The 24,770-nt window shown below is 36.8% G+C and carries 18 protein-coding genes; 12 read left to right on the top strand and 6 right to left on the bottom strand.

Features of this window, described 5'->3' with window-relative positions; all coding sequences use genetic code 11:
- From ACO052_RS00910 to ACO052_RS00880, 7 genes are all read left to right on the top strand, one after another.
- A complete protein-coding gene (locus ACO052_RS00910) occupies positions 1-561 on the top strand; it encodes a c-type cytochrome (RefSeq protein WP_422106125.1) in 561 nt (186 codons plus the stop codon).
- Between the two features lie 21 nt (positions 562-582).
- Positions 583-1,968 carry a quinol:cytochrome C oxidoreductase gene (locus ACO052_RS00905; RefSeq protein WP_422106124.1) on the top strand — a complete coding sequence of 462 codons (1,386 nt, stop codon included), beginning with the start codon at positions 583-585 and terminating at the stop codon, positions 1,966-1,968.
- A 24-nt stretch (positions 1,969-1,992) separates the two neighbouring features.
- Positions 1,993-3,060: a cytochrome c oxidase subunit II gene (locus ACO052_RS00900; protein ID WP_422106123.1), complete on the top strand. Its 1,068-nt coding sequence runs from the start codon at positions 1,993-1,995 to the stop codon at positions 3,058-3,060.
- A 25-nt stretch (positions 3,061-3,085) separates the two neighbouring features.
- Positions 3,086-4,882 carry a cytochrome c oxidase subunit I gene (locus ACO052_RS00895; protein WP_422106122.1) on the top strand — a complete coding sequence of 599 codons (1,797 nt, stop codon included), beginning with the start codon at positions 3,086-3,088 and terminating at the stop codon, positions 4,880-4,882.
- A 317-nt stretch (positions 4,883-5,199) separates the two neighbouring features.
- Positions 5,200-10,392, top strand: a complete 5,193-nt coding sequence (locus ACO052_RS00890) for a gliding motility-associated C-terminal domain-containing protein (RefSeq protein ID WP_422106121.1) — start codon at positions 5,200-5,202, stop codon at positions 10,390-10,392.
- 29 nt (positions 10,393-10,421) lie between these two features.
- Complete coding sequence (locus ACO052_RS00885; RefSeq protein ID WP_422106120.1) at positions 10,422-11,381, top strand: type IX secretion system membrane protein PorP/SprF; 960 nt, start codon at positions 10,422-10,424, stop codon at positions 11,379-11,381.
- An 18-nt stretch (positions 11,382-11,399) separates the two neighbouring features.
- Positions 11,400-13,280, top strand: a complete 1,881-nt coding sequence (locus ACO052_RS00880; protein WP_422106119.1) for an OmpA family protein — start codon at positions 11,400-11,402, stop codon at positions 13,278-13,280.
- A gap of 232 nt (positions 13,281-13,512) precedes the next feature.
- On the opposite strand, the gene ACO052_RS00875 is transcribed toward ACO052_RS00880, so the two are convergent.
- From ACO052_RS00875 to ACO052_RS00855, 5 genes are all read right to left on the bottom strand, one after another.
- Positions 13,513-13,713, bottom strand: a complete 201-nt coding sequence (locus ACO052_RS00875; protein WP_422106118.1) for a hypothetical protein — start codon at positions 13,711-13,713, stop codon at positions 13,513-13,515.
- A gap of 218 nt (positions 13,714-13,931) precedes the next feature.
- Positions 13,932-14,120, bottom strand: coding sequence for a hypothetical protein (locus tag ACO052_RS00870; protein ID WP_422106117.1), 189 nt, complete (start codon positions 14,118-14,120; stop codon positions 13,932-13,934).
- Between the two features lie 257 nt (positions 14,121-14,377).
- A complete protein-coding gene (locus tag ACO052_RS00865) occupies positions 14,378-15,163 on the bottom strand; it encodes a hypothetical protein (RefSeq protein WP_422106116.1) in 786 nt (261 codons plus the stop codon).
- Between the two features lie 107 nt (positions 15,164-15,270).
- Positions 15,271-16,011 (bottom strand): LytR/AlgR family response regulator transcription factor, encoded by a 741-nt coding sequence (locus ACO052_RS00860; RefSeq protein ID WP_422106115.1) that lies wholly within the window; start codon positions 16,009-16,011, stop codon positions 15,271-15,273.
- Entirely contained in the window at positions 16,004-17,887 is a 1,884-nt protein-coding gene (locus tag ACO052_RS00855; protein WP_422106114.1) for a histidine kinase, read from the bottom strand. Before ACO052_RS00855 ends, ACO052_RS00860 begins: the two co-directional genes overlap by 8 nt.
- Positions 17,888-18,067: 180 nt before the next feature.
- On the opposite strand from ACO052_RS00855, the gene ruvB reads away from it, so the two are divergent.
- From ruvB to ACO052_RS00835, 4 genes are all read left to right on the top strand, one after another.
- The gene (gene ruvB, locus ACO052_RS00850; RefSeq protein ID WP_422106113.1) at positions 18,068-19,090 is read left to right on the top strand and encodes a Holliday junction branch migration DNA helicase RuvB; all 1,023 of its coding nucleotides are present in this window, start codon (positions 18,068-18,070) and stop codon (positions 19,088-19,090) included.
- 39 nt (positions 19,091-19,129) lie between these two features.
- Positions 19,130-20,470: a cytochrome P450 gene (locus ACO052_RS00845; RefSeq protein ID WP_422106112.1), complete on the top strand. Its 1,341-nt coding sequence runs from the start codon at positions 19,130-19,132 to the stop codon at positions 20,468-20,470.
- A 358-nt stretch (positions 20,471-20,828) separates the two neighbouring features.
- Positions 20,829-21,746 carry a tRNA epoxyqueuosine(34) reductase QueG gene (gene queG / locus ACO052_RS00840; RefSeq protein ID WP_422106111.1) on the top strand — a complete coding sequence of 306 codons (918 nt, stop codon included), beginning with the start codon at positions 20,829-20,831 and terminating at the stop codon, positions 21,744-21,746.
- A gap of 496 nt (positions 21,747-22,242) precedes the next feature.
- Entirely contained in the window at positions 22,243-23,970 is a 1,728-nt protein-coding gene (locus ACO052_RS00835; protein WP_422106110.1) for a helix-turn-helix domain-containing protein, read from the top strand.
- A 43-nt stretch (positions 23,971-24,013) separates the two neighbouring features.
- Here the strand turns inward: ACO052_RS00835 and ACO052_RS00830 are convergent, their stop codons facing one another.
- A complete protein-coding gene (locus ACO052_RS00830) occupies positions 24,014-24,223 on the bottom strand; it encodes a hypothetical protein (RefSeq protein ID WP_422106109.1) in 210 nt (69 codons plus the stop codon).
- A 325-nt stretch (positions 24,224-24,548) separates the two neighbouring features.
- On the opposite strand from ACO052_RS00830, the gene ACO052_RS00825 reads away from it, so the two are divergent.
- On the top strand, positions 24,549-24,716 hold the full coding sequence (locus ACO052_RS00825; protein WP_422106108.1) for a hypothetical protein: 168 nt from the start codon (positions 24,549-24,551) through the stop codon (positions 24,714-24,716).
- The last annotated feature ends 54 nt before the right edge of the window (positions 24,717-24,770 follow it).

Raw genomic sequence — 24,770 nt, 5'->3', positions numbered from 1 at the left:
ATGAAAATAGCATTAAAATATATCACAGTACTCGTATTATTGGTAAGTTTTGCGTCTTGCCAGAAGAATTCAAGACCCAACTATCAGTATATGCCTAACATGTATGAACCGGTTGGTTACGAGACCTATCAAGAATCTGAGGCCTTTGCCAATGGCGTTGAAGCACAACTACCAGCTGAAGGCACCATTCCAAGAGGCGATTTTATGCCTTATGAGATTGAAGATACTAATGAAGGTTATGAGGAAGCAAAGGCTAATCTTCAGAGTCCTTTAGATTCTATGCAGATAGATTATGCTGAAGGTAAAGTGTTATATGACATTTACTGCGGAATTTGCCACGGTACCAAGGGTAATGGAAAAGGGAAGTTGGTTGAACGCGAAAAAATATTAGGTGTTCCTAGTTATGACGATCCAGGAAGGGCTATCACCACAGGAAGTATTTATCACGTCATTTATTACGGTAAAAATACTATGGGATCATACGCTAACCAATTAAACGAAAGTGAGCGTTGGCAGGTGGTTGCTTATGTTGAAAAACTAAAAGCTGAGTTAGAAAAATAAGATTTAGATAAAGATTATATAATGGAATATAAAATTTCAAATCGATTAAAAATAGCTGCCATTATTATGATGGCTCTAGGCTTGATTGGTGTTGCTTCAGGGTTTTTATCAGCCAATAGCGTTAAGACAGTTGAAGATGTTAAAGTACTACTGGCAAATGAGCACCATGGACATGGTGACGCTCATGGAACTGAAAGCCATGGAAATGACCATGCTGAAACAGCACATGGTGAATCAGCATCTCATGGAGAAGAAGCGCATGGAACAGATTCTCATGCGGAAGGAGGTCATCACATGAGTCATGAGGAGCATGTATTGCATCAGATCCATAATAGACCATATGCTGCTTTATATGTTGCAGCCTTCTTTTTCTTTATGATTGCTTTAGGTGTTTTAGCATTCTATGCTATTCAATATGCGGCTCAAGCAGGATGGTCACCAGTCTTATTTAGAGTGATGGAAGGGATTACGTCTTACGTGTTACCTGGCGGTTTAATTGTTTTAGCTATTGCATTTGTTGCAGATAGCCACTTATTTGTTTGGTTAAAAGAAGGAGTTACTGAAGTGGGTCATGAAAATTATGACAAATTAGTAGCTGGTAAATCAGGATGGCTAAATAAAACAGGATTCTTCATTAGAGGTTTAATTTTCTTAGGAGGTTGGTCTTTATATAGATATTTCTCAAGAAAGTTTTCAATAGCTCAAGACAGTGCTAATGATGGTAGAAACTTTAAAAAGAATTTTAGAATTTCTGCGGCTTTCTTAGTATTTTATATTTACACAGAATCCATGATGTCTTGGGACTGGATTATGAGTGTTGATCCGCACTGGTTTAGTACCTTATTCGGCTGGTATGTATTTGCCAGCATGTTTGTAAGTGGTATCACAGTAATAGCGATGATTACCATTTACTTAAAATCTAAAGGTTTATTAGAGTTTGTAAATGATAGCCATATTCACGATTTGGCGAAGTTTATGTTTGCAATTAGTATTTTCTGGACCTACTTATGGTTCTCTCAGTTTATGTTAATCTGGTACGCAGATATTCCTGAAGAGGTAACTTATTTCGTCACACGTATTGAACATTACAAACTACCTTTCTTTGGAATGTTGGCTATGAATTTCATTTTCCCATTATTACTATTAATGAATAGTGACTATAAACGAATCCCTTGGTTTGTAGTTATGGCAGGAATTGTAATTCTTTGTGGTCACTATTTGGATGTATTTAATATGATTATGCCTGCTACTGTTGTAGATCGATGGTATATCGGAATGCCGGAGATAGGTGCAATTCTATTATTTGGGGGGCTCTTCTTGTTTATAGTATTTACGGCATTAGGGAAGGCACCGCTACTAGCAAAAGGAAATCCATTTATGAAGGAAAGTGAACATTTCCATTATTAATTTTTAAAAAGAACAGAGACGATAATGACAGCTTTATTAACGATTATAATTGTACTTTTTGTGGCCATTGCCCTCTGGCAAATGGTAAAGATTTTTGATTTGGCTCAAGTAGGATCATCAAATACACAAATTGCAGATGATAAAGACAATAAGATAAATGGCTATTTAATGATAGGTTTTTTAATATTTATCTATGCCATTACTATCGTAAGTTTTATATACCTAGGAGATTTACCTTTAATGTCAAATTCGGCATCTGAACATGGTCCTGGATTAGATAACTTAATGGTCATCTCAATGGTTGTTATTTTTATAGTTCAGATTGTCACGCAATTCTTATTGCATTACTTTGCCTTTAAGTACAGGGGTGAAAAAGGAAAGAAAGCCTTGTTTTATGCTGATAACAATAAACTTGAAGCAATTTGGACAGGTATTCCCGTGGTGGTTTTAGCAGGTTTAATTATGTATGGCTTGTTCACATGGAACGATATCATGAATATTGATGAGGAAGGAGATCCTTTAGTGATCGAATTATACGCGCAGCAATTTAACTGGAAGGCTCGATATGGCGGAGAGGATAACGTTCTTGGTAAAGCCAATGTAAGATTGATTGATATTGACAGAGCCAATATCCTTGGTGTAGCCGAGGATGATCCGAATGCACAAGACGATGTTATTGTTACAGAATTACACCTGCCAAAGGGTAGACCTGTAGTGTTTAAGATGCGTTCTCAAGATGTATTGCATTCAGCGTATATGCCACACTTTAGAGCTCAAATGAATTGTGTGCCAGGTATGGTAACGCAATTTGGTTTTACGCCAACAATGACGACCGCAGAAATGCGCGAAACCGATGATATAAAGGATAAGGTTCAAAATATTAATAGAATTAGAGCAGAAAAAAGCAAGGAGCTAACTGCTAATGGAGAAACAGCTTTAGACCCTTACGTATTTGATTACTTATTATTATGTAACAAGATATGTGGTAAATCGCATTATAATATGCAAATGAAAATTATTGTGGAGACCGAAGAAGAGTTTAACGCATGGATGGCCGAGCAACAAACATTTGCAAATTCTTTATTAAATTAATAAAAAATTAGAAAAGAAATAGATTATGTCTGCATCACTAGATACTCATGTACACGACGAACACGAAGTACATCACCATAAAGAAACCTTCATAACGAAGTACATATTTAGTCAGGATCATAAAATGATTGCCAAGCAGTATTTAATTACTGGTGTAATCATTATGGGTATTATAGGCATTTTGATGTCCTTGATGATACGTATGCAAATAGCATGGCCCGAGAAATCGAATGTTATTTTTGAAGCCCTACTCGGAAAATGGGCTCCTGATGGTGTAATGGATGCCGATATTTATTTGGCCTTAGTAACCATACATGGTACCTTAATGGTGTTCTTTGTACTAACAGCTGGTCTTAGTGGTACCTTCAGTAACTTGTTAATTCCACTGCAATTGGGGGCAAGGGATATGGCTTCTGGATTCCTAAATATGATATCGTATTGGCTGTTCTTTGTGTCTTGTGTTGTTATGATTGTGTCATTTTTTGTTGAATTTGGCCCAGCAGCTGCAGGATGGACCATTTACCCTCCATTATCTGCACTACCAATGGCGCAGCCAGGCTCTGGAGCAGGGATGACCTTATGGTTGGTATCCATGGCTATTTTTATTGCATCATCCTTATTAGGATCGCTAAACTATATCGTAACGGTATTAAACTTACGTACCAAAGGTATGTCAATGACAAGAATGCCTCTAACCATTTGGGCCTTCTTTATTACTGCGGTAATTGGTGTTATTTCATTCCCTGTATTATTGTCAGCAGCCTTGTTGTTGATCATGGATAGAAGCTTTGGAACATCATTTTTCCTATCCGATATTTTTATCCAAGGTGAAGTATTGCATTACCAAGGTGGTTCCCCAGTATTATTTGAGCACTTGTTCTGGTTCTTAGGACATCCAGAAGTGTACATTGTATTACTACCGGCATTGGGAATTACATCAGAGATTATAGCGACAAATTCGAGAAAACCAATCTTTGGTTACCGCGCTATGATTCTGTCGATTCTGGCAATTGCATTCTTATCAACAATCGTTTGGGGTCACCACATGTTTATTTCTGGTATGAATCCTTTCTTGGGGTCTGTATTTACGTTTACAACATTATTGATCGCCATTCCATCTGCTGTAAAAGCATTTAATTATATCACGACACTTTGGAAGGGTAATCTGCAAATGAATCCTGCCATGTTATTCTCTATAGGTTTAGTATCCACATTCATTACGGGTGGTTTAACAGGAATCATTTTAGGGGATAGTGCACTCGATATTAATGTTCATGATACTTATTTTGTAGTGGCGCACTTCCATTTAGTAATGGGTATTTCGGCTTTATATGGTGTATTTGCTGGAATTTACCACTGGTTTCCAAAGATGTTCGGACGCATGATGAATAAAAATTTGGGATATCTGCATTTTTGGGTGACGGCGATTTGTGCTTATGGGGTCTTTTTCCCAATGCACTTTATAGGTATGGCAGGCCTACCAAGACGTTATTATACGAATTCTAATTTCCCTTTATTCGATGATACTACAAATACACAAGTCGTTATTACCATATTTGCGCTAGTCGCTGGCCTTGTACAACTTGTGTTTTTATACAATTTCATTAGCAGTATATTTTATGGAAAGAAAGCAGAGCAGAACCCTTGGAGATCTAATACGCTCGAATGGACAGCTCCTGTAAAGCACATGCACGGAAACTGGCCAGGGGCCATTCCTCATGTATACCGGTGGCCTTATGACTACAGTAAACCAGGTCATGATGAAGACTTTGTGCCTCAAAATGTCCCTATGAAAGAAGGGGAAGAAGAGTTGCATCATTAGATACTACTATAAAACATTATAATGTATATAAAGCCTTTCTGATTCAGAAAGGCTTTTTTTATGGGCTATATCGAGGATTTAAGGGATGAATTATGTTAAGATATATGATTTTACTTACAAGCTCAGAATGTACGATTTTAAAACAAAAATTCGATGAAAGGTAAAAAAATAAGATAAAAATCATTTTTTTACGACGAAAAACAAAAAATTCCGTTATATTGCACTCCGTAAAATATTTGTTTAATATGTTGAAGTCTTAAAAATATGACCTAGCCTCTAATATAATAAGACAAATACCAACCCTTAATCATATAACTATGAGAACCTTACACTTGTTTAGATACATAGTAAAACCTATGATCTACACTTTAATCTTATTCTGGTCATCATTAACTCTAGCCCAGTGTCCTACAATCAACAGCCAACCTCCTATTATATGTGATGCGGCTGGTTTAACATTTGCAGATCTTAATAGTTTTGTAACAGATCAAGGAAACGGAATAGTATGGTATGATGCTCCGACTAATGGCTCGCCTTATAATTCTAATGAATTGTTATCAGAAGGTACTTTTTATGCCGGGGATACTACAGGTAGCTGTGGTACAAGACCTGCCATAATTGTTGATTTTGAAGTCGATCCATCTGGACAAAATTTGGATGCGATTTATTGCTCCAATGAAAATCCTACGTTTCAGGATTATACTGACGATGTATTAACACCTAATTTACCTCCAGGTGGTAGTGTTGAAGTTTACTCAGATATTGGTTTAACCACTATGGTCAACTCGACAGATGGGATTCCAATGGGTGCTAATAGTTACTTTGTGGTTTTTATCGATAATGGAGGTTGTAGAAGCCAAATAGAGTTAGGTAATACCGCAGTATTTGGTGCGCCGGCTGATCCTACTCCACCTTCCGTTCAATCATTTTGTTCGGATACTAATCCTACGGTGGGCGACTTAAATCCAGGAACACCAGCGACCATAAATTGGTTTGATAGTATAGACGGAGCAGGTAATCCCATTCCACCAGCATTATCCCTCTTAACCCCATTGGTAAATGGTAATACCTATTATGTTCAAATCACTGATATTTTTTGTGATAGCAACCCTGTTTCTGTAACTGTAGTCATTGACGACCCTTCAGATGCTGGGACCTCTGCAATTTTAGAATATTGTAACGATAACTTACCTGCTACGGATTTTAATTTATTTGATGAGTTAACAGGTACACCAGATACTAACGGTGTGTGGTCAGGCCCTTTACCAACCTCCAACGGACATTTAGGGACGGTCAATATTTCTAGTTTAGTTGCAGCCAATGATTATGTTTTTACGTATACCATTACAAGCAACAATGCATGTCCGGATAGTGTGTCTTCAGTGACCATTCGAGTATATGCAGAACTCTCATCAGGAACGGTAGCGTCTTCAAGTCCTGCATTATTTTGTGAGGCTGATTTACCATCAGCGTTTGACTTATTTAGCTTACTCGATAATGAAGATGCCGGTGGTATATGGGTTCAAGGCACAAATAATACAGATCCTCAAATAACATCACCTGCAGATTTAACAGGTTTCGCTCCAGGGACCTATGACTTTACATATTTTCAAAACTTATTACCAAATCCATGTAACGAGCTGTCAACAACCGTACAGGTCACTGTATTGGAAGACCCTAATGCAGGTTTAGCGGTTAATGCTTTGTTTTGTGAAAACGAGCTCATCTCTAACTCACCCTATGATTTGTTCAACGCCTTAGATGGATCGCAAGATAATAATAGCGGTACTTGGACTGATAGCAATGGTATTACAGTCATAAACCCTATAGATATCACTGGCTTTACCACTTTAGGAAGTCCTTATGAGTTTACGTATACTATAGACAATGGTACTTGTACCGATTCTGAAACGATTACCATTACCATTGAAGATGCTCCAGAATCCGGAACGGTAAATAGTACACCAGAATTTTGTGAAGGTGAAGCCCCAGCAAGTTTTGACTTATTTGATCTATTAGATGGAGAGGACCAAGCAGGAGTTTGGCACTCAGGCGGAGATAATACAGGTCCCATAGTCACTAACCCAGTGGACTTGTCAGGCTTATCCTCGGGAACTTATGATTATACCTATGATGTCAATGCCATAGGCAATTGCGACGATGTTTTGGTCACCGTAAGTATCATCATCAACCCCTTACCGAATACAGGTATAGCGACACCATTGACATTATGTGAAAACGAATTAGCAGCCAATTCACCATTGGATTTATTTGGTCAGTTGTCTGGAAATGATTCAGGTGGTACTTGGGCAGACGATAGTGGTTCGGGAGCTCTAACGGGCAACACTGTAGACTTAACAGCATTAGCTATAGGATCTTATGACTTTACCTATAGCATTACGGATACCAACAACTGTTCTAATAGCACTACGGTAACGATAACCGTAGAAGACGCACCAGAATCTGGAACGGTAAATAGTACACCAGAATTTTGTGAAGGTGAAGCACCAGCAAGTTTTGACTTGTTTGATCTGTTGGATGGAGAGGACCAAGCAGGAGTTTGGCACTCAGGCGGAGATAATACGGGACCTATAGTCACTAACCCAGTGGACTTGTCAGGCTTATCCTCGGGAACCTACGATTATACTTATGATGTCAATGCCATAGGCAATTGCGACGATGTTTTGGTCACCGTAAGTGTCATCATCAACCCCTTACCGAATACAGGTATAGCGACACCATTGACATTATGTGAAAACGAATTAGCAGCCAACTCACCATTGGATTTATTTGGTCAGTTGTCTGGAAATGATTCAGGCGGTACTTGGACAGACGATAGTGGTTCAGGAGCTTTAACAGGCAACACTGTAGACTTAACAATATTGACTATAGGATCTTATGACTTTACCTATAGTATTACGGATACCAACAACTGTTCTAATAGCACTACGGTAACGATAACCGTAGAAGACGCACCAGAATCTGGAACGGTAAATAGTACACCAGAATTTTGTGAAGGTGAAGCACCAGCAAGTTTTGACTTATTTGATCTATTGGATGATGAGGACCAAGCAGGAGTTTGGCACTCAGGCGGAGATAATACGGGACCCATAGTCACTAACCCAGTGGACTTGTCAGGCTTATCTTCAGGAACCTATGATTATACTTATGATGTCAATGCCATAGGCAATTGCGACGATGTTTTGGTCACTGTAAGTATCATCATCAACCCCTTACCGAATACGGGTATAGCGACACCATTGACATTATGTGAAAATGAATTAGCAGCCAACTCACCATTAGATTTATTTGGTCAGTTGTCTGGAAATGATTCAGGTGGTACTTGGACAGACGATAGTGGTTCAGGAGCTTTAACAGGCAACACTGTAGACTTAACAATATTGACTATAGGATCTTATGACTTTACCTATAGCATTACAGATACCAACAACTGTTCTAATAGCACTACGGTAACGATAACTGTAGAAGATGCACCAGAATCTGGAACTGCAAATCCAGCATTGGAAATCTGCCTAGTGGATATCACAGCAGGTCAAACACAAGATCTATTTGATTTGTTAGATGGTGAAGACCAAACAGGAACCTGGTCTGACGATGATAGCTCAGGAGCTTTAGCAGGAAACACAGTTACCCTAGATGGATTAGCAACCGGAACTTATAATTTTACTTATGATGTTGCTGCCATAGGTAGTTGTGATGATGTTTTAGTCACTGTTACAATCATCATACAAGACATTCCGGAACCATCAGGTGACGCAACACAAGAGTTTTGTGATTCAGCCACCGTTGCCGATTTAGTAGCAACAGGTCAAGGGATACAATGGTATGATAGTTTAACGGGTACAACGCCTTTAGATGGTGCGACTGCATTAATTGATGGTCAAACCTATTATGCAACACAAACAGATCAGGTAACCAATTGCGAATCTTCCAATAGGTTAGCTGTGAATGTTGTCATTAATATAGCGCCTAATTCAGGTAATCCTAGTGCTAATCCAATCATAGCCTGTAGTGATAACAGTACGATTGATTTAAATACTGGTTTGGACGGTACGCAAGATGCCGGAGGTCAATGGATAGATACAGATGGCACCGGAGCATTAACTGGCAATATTTTGGATGCAACTAGCTTAGCAGTTGGATCCTACGATTTCGAATATTTTATAGTAGGCTTGAGTCCATGCCCTGATGCAAGTACGACAATTACTGTTACCATCGAAGCCCCACTTAATGCGGGTTCTGATAATGTATTGGACATCTGTACTGATGAAGCCATAGTCGACCTCTTTACACTTCTAGGTGGCGCAGATACTGGTGGTACATGGTCTCCTGCATTAACTAGTAATACTGGAGTTTTTGATCCTACAGTTGATCCTTCAGGAACATACACTTACACCTTGCAAAATGCCTGTGGTATTTATAGCAGTGATATCGTAGTTACGGTTACAGCTGCACCAGATGCAGGTGGTGATAATACAATTTCAGTTTGTACAATAGATGGTCTAATTGATTTAACGACGCAATTGACAGGGACACCAGATACTAATGGTACTTGGTCTCCAGCCTTGGCAAGTGGGACAAATATTTTTGATCCAACAGTCGATACTTCTGGAACATATACCTATACGGTGCTGGCAGTTTCGCCTTGTGCATCCGATGCCACAGCTGAGCTAAGCATTACTGTAGATGATAGTAACCCACCAACAGTTATTGATGCGAATCCAGCGTTTTGTCAAGTAGATAATCCAATAGTTTCCGATTTAAATGCTGTTGTGTCGGCTACGGGTACTGTAAATTGGTATGCCGATAGTACCTTAACGACAGCACTACTAGGTACCGAAGCCTTAGTCGATGGGGAAGATTACTACGCTACACAAACCAATACAACGGGTTGTGAATCATCTCAAAATGTAGTGGTAAACGTCAGTGTTAGTGATAGTCCTACACCATCTTTAATTAGCCCATTAAATGAGTTATGTATTAATGATAATCCTACTATAGATGATTTGACATTGAATATTTTAGAGTTTGATGCGTCTATAGATAATGTATTATGGTATGAGGAAGAACAAGGAGGCTCACCTTTAAGTGCTTCAGATTTACTCCTGCCAAATACAACCTATTATGCAGTCTTAGTAGATCCTGTAAGCGGTTGTGAGAGTAGTGTAAGATTGGAATTTACACCAGATCTTACCGCTTGTGGAGCCCTTATCTTTCCGGATGGGTTTTCACCTAATGGAGATGGCGTCAATGACACATACGACATCGACAACCTAGATGTTTTAGTGCCTAATTTTGAAATGGAGATTTATAACCGCTATGGAAATCTCATTTATAGGGGTAATGCAGCATCACCGCGTTTTAATGGAAAGTCGAATCAATCAGGTACGATAGATGGTGATTTACCGGTCGGTGTTTACTTCTATATTTTCAAATATAACAACGGAATTAATAAACCTATACAAGGTAGTTTATACCTAAGTAGATAAATATTTTGGATTAAAACAACTTTAAGACAATGAAAAATTTTAATATAAATAATAAAATAGCTACGATAATAGGTTTAATGTTACTTATGTGTACCCAAACCTATGCGCAACAAGACCCACAATTTACACAGTACATGTATAATATGAGTGTTATAAATCCTGCTTATGCGACAGCAGAGCAAGATATTTTAAATATTGGTGGTTTATACCGATCACAATGGGTCGGTGTTGAGGGCGCACCAGAAACAGCAACATTTTTTGCTCACGCACCAGTAAGCGAAAGAGTAGAACTAGGTATTTCTTTTGTCAACGACAGGATTGGTAATGTTGTCAACGAAAACAATGTTTATGCAGATTTTGCATACGTTTTACCCGTAGGTCTAGAGAGTAAATTATCTCTAGGTGTCAAAGCCGGATTTACATTTTTTAATACTGATTTTTCAGGCTTTAACTTGCAATCTGGTAATGTTTCAACGGACATCGCATTTAATGAAAACATCAACCAAACATTCCCTAATGTTGGTGCTGGTGTATTTTACTTTACAAATAAGTATTACATCGGATTATCTGCGCCAAACCTTTTAACATCAACGCATTTAGAAACCGAAAATGGTGTGAGAACCACAGGGGTTGAAAGTATACATTACTTTTTAACAGGTGGTTACGTTTTTGATATTAATGATAATCTGAAATTTAAACCTGCATTTATGTTAAGGGGTGTTGAAGGCGCACCACTTGCAGCAGACTTCACAGCGAATGTGCTGATTAACGAAAAAGTAGAGGCAGGATTAGGATACCGATTAGAAGATGCGGTAAGTGCATTAGTAAATTTTAGAATTACTAAGGATCTACGCGTGGGATATGCCTATGATTATACGACGAGTAACTTGTCTGATTTTAGTTCAGGATCACACGAAATATTTATACTATTCGATGTTGACCTATTTGGACTTAAAAATGGCTATGATCGTTCTCCAAGATTCTTTTAAACTAAAAACCACAGAACAATGAAAAAACAATTATACATATTAAGCTGTCTTTTACTTATCAGTGGTATTACAGTAGCTCAAAAGAAAAATTTGAAAAGAGCTAATAAGCTTTTCGATATTAGAGCTTATACGCAAGCCGCTGAATTATACGAAACCAAAGAAAGAACGCAAGAAGTTCTTCAAAATTTGGCCGATAGTTATTACTATAATGCGTCCATGCAAAAAGCGATAAAGACCTACAGAGAATTATTTATTACTTACGGAGATTCTTTAGACATAGAGTATCGTTTTAGATTTGCTCAAGCGCTAAAAGGAGTCGGTAATTATAAAGAGGCGGATAAGCATTTAAGTTTATACTATAATAAACAAATAAACACACCTAAGTTTATTAAAGATTTAGAATCAACAACGCCTCACAACTTTAAGCTAAAAGCTGTAGAAAATAGTTTAAATGGTGATTTTGGTTTAACTTTTTACGGAGATGAGAAGGTCGTTTTTGCATCGACAAGAAATAGCGAAAATCCTTCCTATGTTTGGAATGAGCAACCCTATTTAGACTTGTATAGTGCTTCTTTGACGAATAATAGCTTAGAAAACATCACGCCGCTTTCGGATAAGGTGAATACAGATTCACATGAAAGTAACGCTGTATTCTCAGCAGATGGTAACACCATGTACTTCAACAGAACGAATAAAAACAGAAACAAAACGGGCGAGTTGAGAGTTGCCCATATTAAGATTTATAAAGCAGAATTAGTAGATGGCAGTTGGACGAATATTAAAGCCTTACCATTTACATCTAATGATTTCAGTACAGAGCATCCAAGTCTAAGTAAAGACGGTAAGACACTATACTTTGCCAGCGATATGTCTGGAGGTTATGGAGGTTTCGATATTTATAAGGTTGCTATTAATGACGATGGCACCTATGGTGAACCTGAAAATTTAGGTCAGACTGTTAATACCAAACACAGAGAGCAATTCCCTCATATAAACGATAATAATGTACTGTATTTTGCGTCTAACGGCCATCTGGGATTTGGTGGATTGGATGTGTTTAGAAGTAATGTGGTCAATGGTGAATTCGGTAAGCCGGTCAACTTAGGGGCTACCATAAATAGCAATTATGATGATTTTGCCTATGTGCTGAAAGCTAACGAGGATTTGGGTTATGTATCATCCAATAAATCAGGATACGATAGGCTATACGGATTTGATAGAGAAGAAAATATACTTTCAAAATATTTGGTAGAAGGTGTTGTAAAAGATATAAATTCAAATGAATTGCTATCAGGTGCTCTGGTCACTTTATTCGATGAATCAGGCACTGTCATACAAGATACAATTGTTGGAGAAAATGCTACCTATTTATTTAAAATTGAACCTAACAAAAACTATAAAGTTAGAGGCACCAGAAAAGCTTATGTACCTCAAGATGTTGAGTTTTCTACGGATAGTAAAGGAAAGATTAGTCACAATATATTCCTGACCTTAGAATCCTTTGTCGATGCCGAAGACATTATAGAAGAAAAAGAACAAGGTGATGTACAGGTTAATTTAGATAAGATCTATTTTGATTTTGATAAGTCTAACGTTCGCGAGGATGCGGCAGATGTCCTGGATGTGTTAGTCGATATTATGAACAAATATCCAACGATGGAAGTAGAAGTCTCCGCACATACAGATGCTCGAGGATCGGATCAATATAATTTAGATCTTTCTAAACGAAGAGCGGCATCTACCGTAGCCTATTTAGTGTCAAAAGGAATTGACGCGTCTCGATTAAAGAGTATAGGATATGGTGAATTACAACCGCTTAACAAATGTGTAAAGGAGGATATGTGTAGTGATGAAGAATACGATATTAATCGCCGATGCGAATTTAAAATTCTAAATTAGCAACAATGCTATGTTAATCTAAAGCCTTTCTAATTCAGAAAGGCTTTTTTCTTGTTTAATAAATGACTAAGCTTTTGAGCTCGTAAAAGATGAGATGGATACACTTTAAGTTTTTGGTAGTTATTGTAGCGAGATTATTCTCTATTGAGGGGTCTGGTCAAAAGACTTATGTGAGATAGAAGTACAGTATTGGTTTGTAATGCCATTACAAACCAATACTATTTAGTTGATTTTAATGGCAAACATAACATTTACCAGCCACCCAATCACTCATTGTTGATCCAAAACGGAATATGCATTCCGCCTCAGATTCAATCAGAGGCACATAGGTTCCGCCTGTACCTCCGCATACAGTTACATGTCCTCCATTGATAGTACGTTGCTCGTGCTTACTCAGTTCTTGAGCACCACTTAGATTTAATAGTTTTTTCATTTTAAAAATTTTTAAGTTGTTTCTCTGTGAACAGTTTAAGACACCCACAGTTTGTGTCTGTCATGGTCATAGTCATGGATTAGCTTTTTAGCTGGTAGAAGAAGCGATTGATGACTTTAAAGTTTTTGGTAATTATCGCAAAAAACTCATGCTTATGACCATGATTTATTACGCAAAGTTTTTATAAAGGCATGGATAGTAATATCCATGCCAAGGATTTAACTGTAACAATAGTAGCATAGATTACTTTGCCATACGCCCCCATTACTTATGCAAGAGGCTTCACCTAGCGGTATAATCGCAAATTTTTCACCGGGATCACATGGATATGCAGCTCCACCAGAAATGGATTGTTGTTCTTTTCTGCTTAATTCTTTAGCACCATTTAGATTTAATAAATTCTTCATTTTTAAAATGTTTAAGATTTGTATGCTGTGAACAGTTTAAGACACCCACAGTTTGTGTCTATGGCCCTTGATTTCTCTAAAACATAGTGTTTCAATAAGGCATCAATAAAATTGGCTTAAATAATAAGGTGTCACAATAGCAAACTCATAAGCGCTGTAGACCATTTCATATTTGAAGCGTATCTAGCATACTTTTGCTAAATAAAAAACCACCCAAATTATTTAGGTGGCTCTCATTTTAAAAAGATGTTTTCTGCTTAATTGAAAAGAAAGTCTTTAAAAACTATATTAGGGTAAGAGGTATAAGTACAATAGAAAGAACTGACATCTTTATAAGGACGCGCAACTATAAGATTACTATAGGTACTAAAGTTGGAGGTATCAATAGAGTCAATTTCCAGACCCAATTCATCATCACATGTTAGGGGGATTTCCCACCCATCATTGAATAAATCACTATTCATTGGATGGGCAGTCGTGTTAAACCTACTCAAGTCACTTGACTTATAGCCATTAGGCAAATACAATTCAATACAGTTTTCGAAGATAACAACATCGATGAAACTTTGATATGTGGGATTGGAGTCAATAGCACAGTCGGGACAAGTTATATTGGGGTGCCCCCCTTTTGGACGACATTTACGATCTTCTGTTTCGTCTCCAAAATAATCATTAAACCTGGCTTTAAAGGCATTCTCAAAATTAGGAGTTTGGCTGTTTGTGCCCAAAAGGTCATCAAGGTTGACGACTCTAACCAAACTATTGTAAGTGGAGTCATTAGGCGTGGACAGGGCATTTTCAAATTCTGTTAAAACAAGCTGATTTGTGGTATTGTTGTTGGGGTCAGCCTGATATAGAACTTGTGCTGTAAGAAATGCAGTAACTTGTAAATAGCTTTCCAAAATATCTACTGCTGATGGACCTGGTTGTGTACTTTTAGCACTTTCAGTGGTTTGATGTGTTTCTAATTCTTCAATGCCCTGGTCGCATGATAAGGCGCATACTAGGAATGGTAGGACGATAAATTTTAAATAGTTTTTCATAATACTCTATTTTTTTGATAAAACTAAGGTATGGACTACTGGAAAAGATGAAGGATTTCAAATTTGGTGATATCTATTTCATATTCGAAAGTGTTTGTAGGATATGCTCATTCAAAAATGCGTTTAATAACATAATCCTTGCGACGACCAGAAACAGGAACCCTTATATCGGGTTTGACGATTAAAACCCCCTGTTTATTATACTTTAAAACGTATTTTTTATTAACGATATAAGATTGATGACAACGCACAAAAACATCTTCCGACAAGATTTCGGTTATTTTTTTGAGTGATTTAGAAGCTACTATTTTTCCCGATAGCTGGGAGTAAAGCGTGGTGTAATTGCCGTCAGATTTACAATAAATAATATCATCCTCGTATATGGCATAAACGTTATTGGTGGTTTTTAGAATGATCCGTCTTTTCTTGACACCTTGAAAATATTCACTAGAAATCTCTATAAGTTTTTCTAGGTGATTTTCTTTTTTATGATTCTCAATAGCTTTAATCACAGCAGCTTTAAATTCACCATCATCAATAGGTTTTAGAATATAATCTAAAGCCCCAACTTTAATAGCTTTAATAGCATGATTATCGTATCCTGTAATAAAAATAACTTCAAATTTTTTAAAATCCGATTGAGCAATAAGATCAAATCCGTTGCCATCGGGTAGATGTATATCCAAGAAAAGTAAGTGTGGCTCATGTGTTTTGATGGCGTCCAATGCTTTGGCTACACTTTCAGCTTCATCCATAATGACAATCTCTTTACTAAAATGATGGTCTAGTTTCTCGCGGATGTCCTGTCTTACATGAGCTTCGTCATCTATTAAAATCGCTTTAATCATCTTCAGTTGGTTTATAGGGAATTAAGAATTCAATAATCATTCCAGAGTCTTTAGGTGTTGCTTCAGTTCTATTTATGAATTTAATCTTAGTCTTGGTCGTTTTTAGTATAAATTCTGAAATAAGGCCGGTAGAAATGGATTCTTTATCGGCGATATCAGAGGTATGATGACCATTACCATTGTCAGTGATACGACATAAAATGTATGCGCCTTCCAAGGCCAGATGTATTTGAATATCCCCTTTATAATCTATATGAGAAAAACCGTGTTCTATGCTGTTCTCTATAAAGGGCTGTATCAACATTGGTGGTATAAATATGAGGTCGTCTTCAACCATGTTCTCAAGAGAGATATGATAATTAAATTTTGAAGGACTTCGCAATAATTGAAGGTCCATATACTGTTTTAAGGAATCTAACTCTTTGTTGAGTTGTACATAATTCTGTGTAGAATTTTCGAGAATAAGCCTTAATAATCTCGAAAATTTAAGCATATAGTCTTTAGCACTTTCAGGATCCTTTTTTAGTTCATTTTGAATGGCATATAAAGTGTTAAATGTGAAATGAGGATTCATCTGAGAACGCAACAGACGCTGTTGCATTTGAAGGCTTAAGTTCTTAAAGCGATAGCGGCGTTGTCTATAAAGTAGATATACGATAATGATAATTAAAGGCGTAACGAGTATTACGACTATAAATGCAAATCTTAATTGTTCGTTCTTCTTTTCATTTGCTCTATTTTTTGCTGCTAGCACTCTTCCGTTTTCGTATTCTAATTCTAAAGCCAATAACTCATCATTAATCTTTTGTTTATAAAATTCATTTTGAATTTTAACCAGTGTATCGTACTCCGATAAAATATTAGCGATGTTCTTTTTTGTTAAATAGCTTAGTTTCAACTTTTGCTCTCCTAAAAAGATTAAATTATCGATTCTAAAATCCTCATTCATATACATACTTGCAGAATCGAGATAAGCCTCAGAACGATTATAATCCTCTAATTCCATATAGGCTTCAGATAAATTAACATAGCTTTCCACCAGAAAGTAGTAATACTCCGGATGCGCCGTTTCCTTTTTTAAATAGAATAAAGCTTCCTTGTAGTTGATAACCGCATTTTTGAAATCGGCATCGTAATAATTCAATATCCCGTAGTTGGTAAATAATTGCCGACGGGCATCATTACTATAAGCATTTTTGTTTTCTAAGATACTATCTAAAAGCTGATAGGCTTCTGCTTTTTTATTCAAACCGTATAAGAGATTTGATCTGGAAACAGCGGTTATGGCAGACACATTTTTATTTCCAGATAATTCGGCAGCTTCCAGAGCCTTTTCATTATAGTACAGTGCTTTTTTATAATCACCAATAAGACGATGGGCGCGATCCAAAAAATTATAAGGATAGATGAGGTTGTCGTAATCTTTCGTTTTGAGAAGCCCTTCAATAAATTTATTGGCTGTACTAATGCCATTAGGTAAAGAGTTTTCGGTTTCTAAATCAGTGGCAAGCGTTTTCTTAAAATAATCGATCGCTCTGGGAGATATGTTGGAAAGATCAACGCGGTTAACGGTATTGTGGAAATAATAAGCTGCGGAATCGAGTTGTTTCGCGTCATAAAAGTAAAGCCCTTTTAAGAACATGTGTTCTATGACTATTGAATCTGGGATATTGTTATTATTCAGGATGATTTGATCTGCGATTCTTAAATAGGTGAGTGTAGAATCAGCACTGTTAGTTTTGGCTTTTTCCTGGTACGTCAGTACACTATCGATAGTGTTTCTTAACTCTTGCTCGCTATCTCCTTGAGAACAATTCAGTAACAGTAGACATAAAGAAATTAAAAGAAAGATCAAAAACCTTAACATATAATGCATACAAGGATGATTATGATTTTATACTTGAAGGGGAAATTATAAAATATAGAGGTTGTGTCTATTCAAAAATAAGGAAACAAAAGTTTTTATTTATCTTGTAGGTTAAGAATTCCATGAATTTTTATAAAAAGAATATTTTTGTAAAACACAAAAAGTGTTTTAATTATTACTTTTTGAATTATGAACGAAAACCTAAATCCGTCTAATGATAATTTCAGTCCTGAAGAGCTCGATGTTGAAAGAAAGTTAAGGCCTTTAACTTTTGAAGACTTTACGGGTCAGGACCAAGTGCTAGAGAATCTACTGGTTTTCGTTAAAGCAGCAAATTTAAGAGACGAAGCCCTAGATCATACGCTCTTTCACGGCCCACCAGGATTGGGGAAAACAACCTTAGCCCATATTTTGGCCAATGAACTGGATGTTGGTATTAAAGTGACCTCTGGCCCAGTTTTAGACAAACCTGGGGATTTAGCGGGATTATTGACCAACCTCGAAGATAGGGACGTGCTTTTCATTGATGAGATTCATCGTTTAAGCCCTATTGTAGAAGAGTATCTCTACTCAGCTATGGAGGATTATAAGATTGATATCATGATAGAATCGGGTCCTAATGCCAGAACCGTTCAAATTAATTTAAATCCTTTTACTTTAGTTGGAGCAACAACACGCTCGGGCTTATTAACAGCACCCATGCGCGCACGCTTTGGGATTAGTAGTCGCTTACAGTATTATAAGACTGATTTGTTGACGACGATTGTACAGCGAAGTGCTTCCATCTTAAATGTTCCAATCACCATGGAAGCCGCTATCGAGATTGCGGGACGCAGTCGTGGCACTCCTCGTATTGCTAATGCCTTGTTAAGGCGTGTTCGAGACTTTGCACAAATAAAAGGCAATGGTAAAATCGATATTGAGATTGCCAAGTTTGCACTTAAAGCCCTGAATGTAGATGCCCATGGTTTGGACGAAATGGACAATAAAATCCTGACAACGATAATCGACAAGTTTAAAGGCGGTCCCGTGGGTATAACCACCTTGGCGACGGCAGTCAGTGAAAGTGCGGAAACCATAGAAGAAGTTTACGAACCGTTTTTAATTCAGCAAGGCTTTATTATGCGTACACCTAGAGGACGCGAAGTGACTGAGCAAGCCTATAGGCATTTGGGTAAGATAAAAGGACCAACACAAGGAGGCTTGTTTTAATCATATCCATTTCTGCTTGAGTAGTGCTATAGATGCCTAATGAACACATCAAAAAAAATACCTACAGTCCCTTTAAATCGGTTTCTAAAACACTCTTTCGAAATTCTTAAGAATCCTTTGCCCTTCCATCATCAAAATTTTGAGGATCTAGGTGATGTGTTCCGATTAAAAATAGGGTTTAACACCAGTGTCTTTTTTTCCAGAGATGCCGCATTAGCTGAATATGTCCTTCAGAAAAATCAAAAGAACTATACCAAGTCTAAAATTCAGACCAAGGACTTGGCTAAATATGTCGGTAAGGGGTTGCTAACTGCGGAAGGAGAACACTGGCGGAAACAACGCAAATTGATTCAGCCAGCATTTCATAAAAAGCAATTAGAGCAGTTGTTAAGTGCTATAAAGCAGGCCATTCTATCCGAATACAAGCGTATAGAACCCCATAAAGTTATTGATATCTTTCCCATTTTTAATGACCTAGCCTTTCAGACCGTAGTGAAGTCGCTATTCAGCAGTGCGGCAAGTCAGGACGATATTAGTAGACTGCAGTATATCACTGAAGCTGCTCAAAACATGATGGTAAGAGAATTACGGCAACCCTATTTTCGATGGTGGTTTAAGGCTAGTGGCAAAATAGAAAAGTATTTGGCCTTAACGCGGGAAGCCCGTGGTATATTAAATCGGATTGTTGATGAAAGGCGCATATCAAATCAAAAGGAAAATGATTTGTTAGACATGTTATTGGAGGCCAGATACGAAGATGGCAGTGCTATGGATGAAGAACAGTTGATTGATGAAATCCTGATTCTGTTCACCGCAGGGCACGAAACCACATCCAATGCCTTGACCTTTACCTGTCAGTTATTGGCGCTGCACCCAGAATGGCAAGAAAAGCTCTATGAAGAGGCGTCCTATTTGAAAAAGGGAACAGAAGATTTGATGGCTCGGGTTATGGCATCAAAAGTGTGCCAGCAGGTGATTGAAGAGTCCATGCGACTGTATCCACCAGCCTATTTTATGGATCGTGTCAACTACGCAGAAGACCATTTTAGTGGGATGACCTTTAAAGCCGGCTCCAGTATCTTATTTTCGGTATATGAGATCCATCGTCATCCGGATTTATGGGAAAACCCAGAAGTATTTTTACCAGAACGCTTTGCCGATGGGGGACGGAAATTCTCGTCGCAATATTATCCTTTTGGAGCAGGACCCAGAAAGTGCATCGGCAATAACTTTGCGATGTTCGAAATGATTATTGCCATGACCGAATTGGTATCGAAGTTTAAGATATATCCTGAGTTTGAGGAGATTGAGATTACACCGCTAATTACCTTAAAACCAAAGAATGCTTTCTTGAAGTTCGAACCACGAGAGCTTGATTAACGGTATTAATGCTTAAACAGTACGATGTCAGTTCGAGCCTGCCTGTGCTGAGCTTGTCACGCTGAGCCTGTCGAAGCGCCGCGCCTTCCAAAGTCTTGTACGGCGGACAGGCAGTCAAAGCATCGAAGTGCTCAGTGGAACTATAGAGAAGTCTTCCTTTTTTGTCATTCCGAATGAGGCACGAAGAGGAATCTCATCATAAAAACTAAGCTTTTTGAGATTCTTCAGTCACTTCGTTCATTTCAGAATGACAACCCAATTCCAAAAAGAACTTCATTCTTTGTTTAAAACTGCGGATTTCTAACCCATAGTGGTTTATTAAAAATACTATTGTAATTTAGTTCCTTTAAGAACGAATTTGAACAAAACCACCTATACACAACTAATAAAAGCCGAAGCGAAACGCCTTGGCTTTTTGTCTTGTGGTATCAGTAGAGCAGAATTTTTAGAAGAAGAAGCACCACGTTTAGAAAAATGGCTCAACAAAAATATGCACGGCGAGATGCGTTATATGGAGAACCACTTCGATAAGCGCTTAGATCCAACCTTGCTAGTGGAAGGCTCTAAAAGTGTGGTGTCCTTATTATTAAATTACTATCCAAGCGAAGCACAAACAACGGATAGCTATAAGCTATCAAAGTACGCCTACGGTACCGATTATCACTTTGTGATTAAGGATAAGCTCAAATCGCTTTTGGCCTTTATTCAAGACGAAATAGGCGAGGTGCATGGTCGTGCCTTCGTCGATTCAGCTCCGGTATTGGACAAAGCCTGGGCCGCAAAGTCGGGCTTGGGTTGGATTGGGAAACACAGTAATCTCCTAACCCAACAAGTCGGCTCCTTTTATTTTATCGCGGAGTTAATCATCGATTTAGAGCTGGACTATGACACGCCTGTGACGGATCACTGTGGCACCTGTACCGCCTGTATAGACGCCTGCCCCACAGAGGCCATTGTAGACCCCTATGTGGTGGATGGAAGTAAATGTATTTCCTATTTTACAATTGAATTAAAAGATAACATTCCTTCTGAGTTTAAAGGCCAATTCGACGATTGGATGTTTGGTTGCGACGTGTGTCAAGACGTTTGTCCTTGGAACCGATTTTCTAAATCGCATAGCGAACCCTTGTTTAACCCACATCCAGAACTGCTATCCATGACCAAACAAGATTGGGAGGAGATTACCGAAGACACCTTTAAAAAGGTTTTTAAAAAATCAGCGGTTAAACGGACTAAGTTTTCTGGGTTAAAAAGAAACATTGAGTTTTTAAAATAAACTATTGTCCTTTTGTATTGTCCCCTTGAGGATTATCGAAATTAAAGCGATAGCTTTAATTGAAGATACCGAGCGCAGCTCATTAGGGGTGTCGTCATAAAGAATGGATTTTATTGGTCTACCTTAAGTTAACGTTAGTTCGACGTAAGAATTCAAAATTAGCTTGATTTATCTTAATAAAACAAGAGCTTGTCGCCTTGAGCTCAGTCGAAAGGTTTTTAAAATATAGTTTCCAAATAGGTTTCGACCACAGTTTACCCTGAGCGTAGTCGAAGGGCTCAACCTGGCATAAAAGATTAATTGATTGATAATCAGGATTTAAGTAAAATTTTTATATCGAACTCACGTTAAGTCAATAATCAAAACCTAAAACCCCAAAAGTTGTCCAGACATAACAAAAAATATTAAGTTTTTGAAAGATCCGGTAAGAAAACAAAATTAAAATGATAGCTAAAAAGAGTATATTTAGGTTTTATGTTCACTAAAATTTATTTATTTGAATAAAGAATTATTTATTTCCGTATTACTGTTTTCCATAGCATCTGTTCAGTTGGTTTTTACACAAGATTACAGAAGTATTTTTACGGAGAAATATTCGATTTCAAAAGATTCTGCTGAGGTTTACTGTAAACAACTTATGTCATCCCCAAAGGCAAATCTTAGAGCATTTGGTTTTGCAACTAAAGGGTATATATTATCAACACAAGGAGATTACACTAAAGCCCATAATAATTTTGGTAAAAGCTTTACCGAACTCAATAGCATTTCTAATGATAAGCAGCTACTAGAAGAGAAGTTATATGTCTTAGAGTATTATGCAAGACTTCTACTGGCAGAACACAAAATTGAACAAGCAGATATATCAATAAATGAGGGAATTCAGCTAGCTAAGGAATTAGATAATGCTATAATGTTGATTAAGTTTAATAATCTCCTAGGTCGTAGTTTCTCGATATTGGGTTTAGATCAAAAAGCCATTGAAAATGGTAAATACACTATAGACCAAATAAAGGTATTAAAAGATAAGTTTTCAGGAAGTACCTATAATAGTACTTTATTTAACGCCTATTTGAATACCGCTCATAGATGCATAAATTCTTTTTTACGAGATACCGTTAATAACAAGACTTATATTGATACTACAAAAATTTACATAGGACAAGTAAAAGAATTTGTTACCACGAAAAACATAAAGCTTAATGTTAATCAAGAAAGGAGGTTACTTAATCTTAGTGCTGATATTTTTTTTCATACCCAAAAGTATGATAAGGCCATAGAAGCGTATACAAGAACTTTAAAAATAGTTAGAGCCTCTGGCTTAAAAAAAAGAATCTATCAAATAAAATACAGAATTGCCGAAAGCTATTTCTTTTTAGAGGATTATGCAAAGGCTAAAACCTTGTTTGATGAATTGGATAAATCAGCTATAGATACTTATGAGCTATTGAAAAATAGTATAAGAATAAAATATTATTATGCTATGATTTATCAAGAATATGGTAAACCAGATTTAGCGTTAAAGTATACAGACACTTTTAATGATCAGATAGAGGATTATTATAAAAAAATGAGTAATCTAAAGATTGATGTTTTTACAGAGAATGAGCTGAGATCTAAAAATGAAGCCATACAAAATTTAAGGGAAGATTTATCTAATGAGAAAACAGCCAATACAGAACTGACAAATTACCTGTTAGTTAGCATTGCTATAATAGTAATAGGCGTCTTTGCTGCTGTATTGATCAATAAAAACCAAAAGTATAGGTATAAACAAAACATTAATCATTTAAACAGTTATATAGAAAATTTAAAGAGTAATCAGGATGTATCTATTACTAGCAAGGTTACAGAAGAAAAGGCCAATACTATTCTATCAAAGCTTAGGGCTATAGAATCACAGCATCTTTTTATTGATACAGACTATTCCTTAAACAAAGTAGCTAAAAAGATTGGAAGCAACTCAGCGTATGTTTCACAAGTGGTGAATGAGTATTGGGATAAATCATTTGTACAATATACTAATGAGCTTAGAATAAATTATATACTCTTAAAGCTAAATGAAGATGAAATTTATCAAAAATTCACTTTATTGGCTATAGCAGAAAGTGCAGGTTATAAAAGTCTTAGCTCTTTTAATAAGCATTTTAAGTTGATCACAGGAGTAAGCCCAAAACAATACCTTAAGCATTTAAAAACAAATGTTTCGCATAAAAAAACAGTTTAACCATAAAAGCTAAACTGCTCAGATTTTGTATTAAATCTATCGTCTATCCTACATGACAATTGTCAATAGGATCGTCACCTCCACCAAGTGTACCACCAGAGCCATCAATTACGGTCATCTCTCTACAAATAACCCCATCCTCTGTTACGACGTGATGAAAACCTTCTTCACAATCGGGTGCCGTACCAGATATAATCCGTTTTAATTGATCTCTTTGCAAAACTTTTACGTTTTTTAAATTTTCTAATAACATATTTTATGGTTTAAGAATTAATTAACTTCAATATAGCTAGAAAAAGGACCTAAAAAACTCACCAAAACACAGTTAAAATTTAAGTTACTGAAAATCAGATAATAACGATGATTTTGAAACTTCAAAATTTATAAATTTTTACTTTTTTGAATGTTTTGTATAAATTAAAATTTATAAATATTGACATACTTCATTTTTGAATAATTCTTTTACCCAATACTTTTATGCTGTTCTCGAGAAACTATGACATGTCCATAAGCATAGACATAATCTATGAGTGTCTTTAAATGTTTATAGAAAAGCAAAAATTTAAAATTATATTTTTATGAAAAATTTAAAAAACTTAGGGAAAGTTTTAAATAGAAATGAACAAAAGAATATTTTTGGAGGTAACGATCCGGTTCCCGTAGATTGTTCATTTTCTAAAAGCGATTGGCCTTGTCTTACTGGGCAAGGGGTATTCATTGATGGTAAATGCTGTGTTTATCATTAAAATATTCTAATTCAACATTTAGACATTTCTCTTTTCAAAAACAGTTGAGAGGAG

It is taken from the genome of Winogradskyella sp. (assembly GCF_965228925.1).
GTDB lineage: Bacteria > Bacteroidota > Bacteroidia > Flavobacteriales > Flavobacteriaceae > Winogradskyella.
Note: the sequence above shows the minus strand (reverse complement) of the source record. Positions and strands in the feature narration are given on the sequence as shown.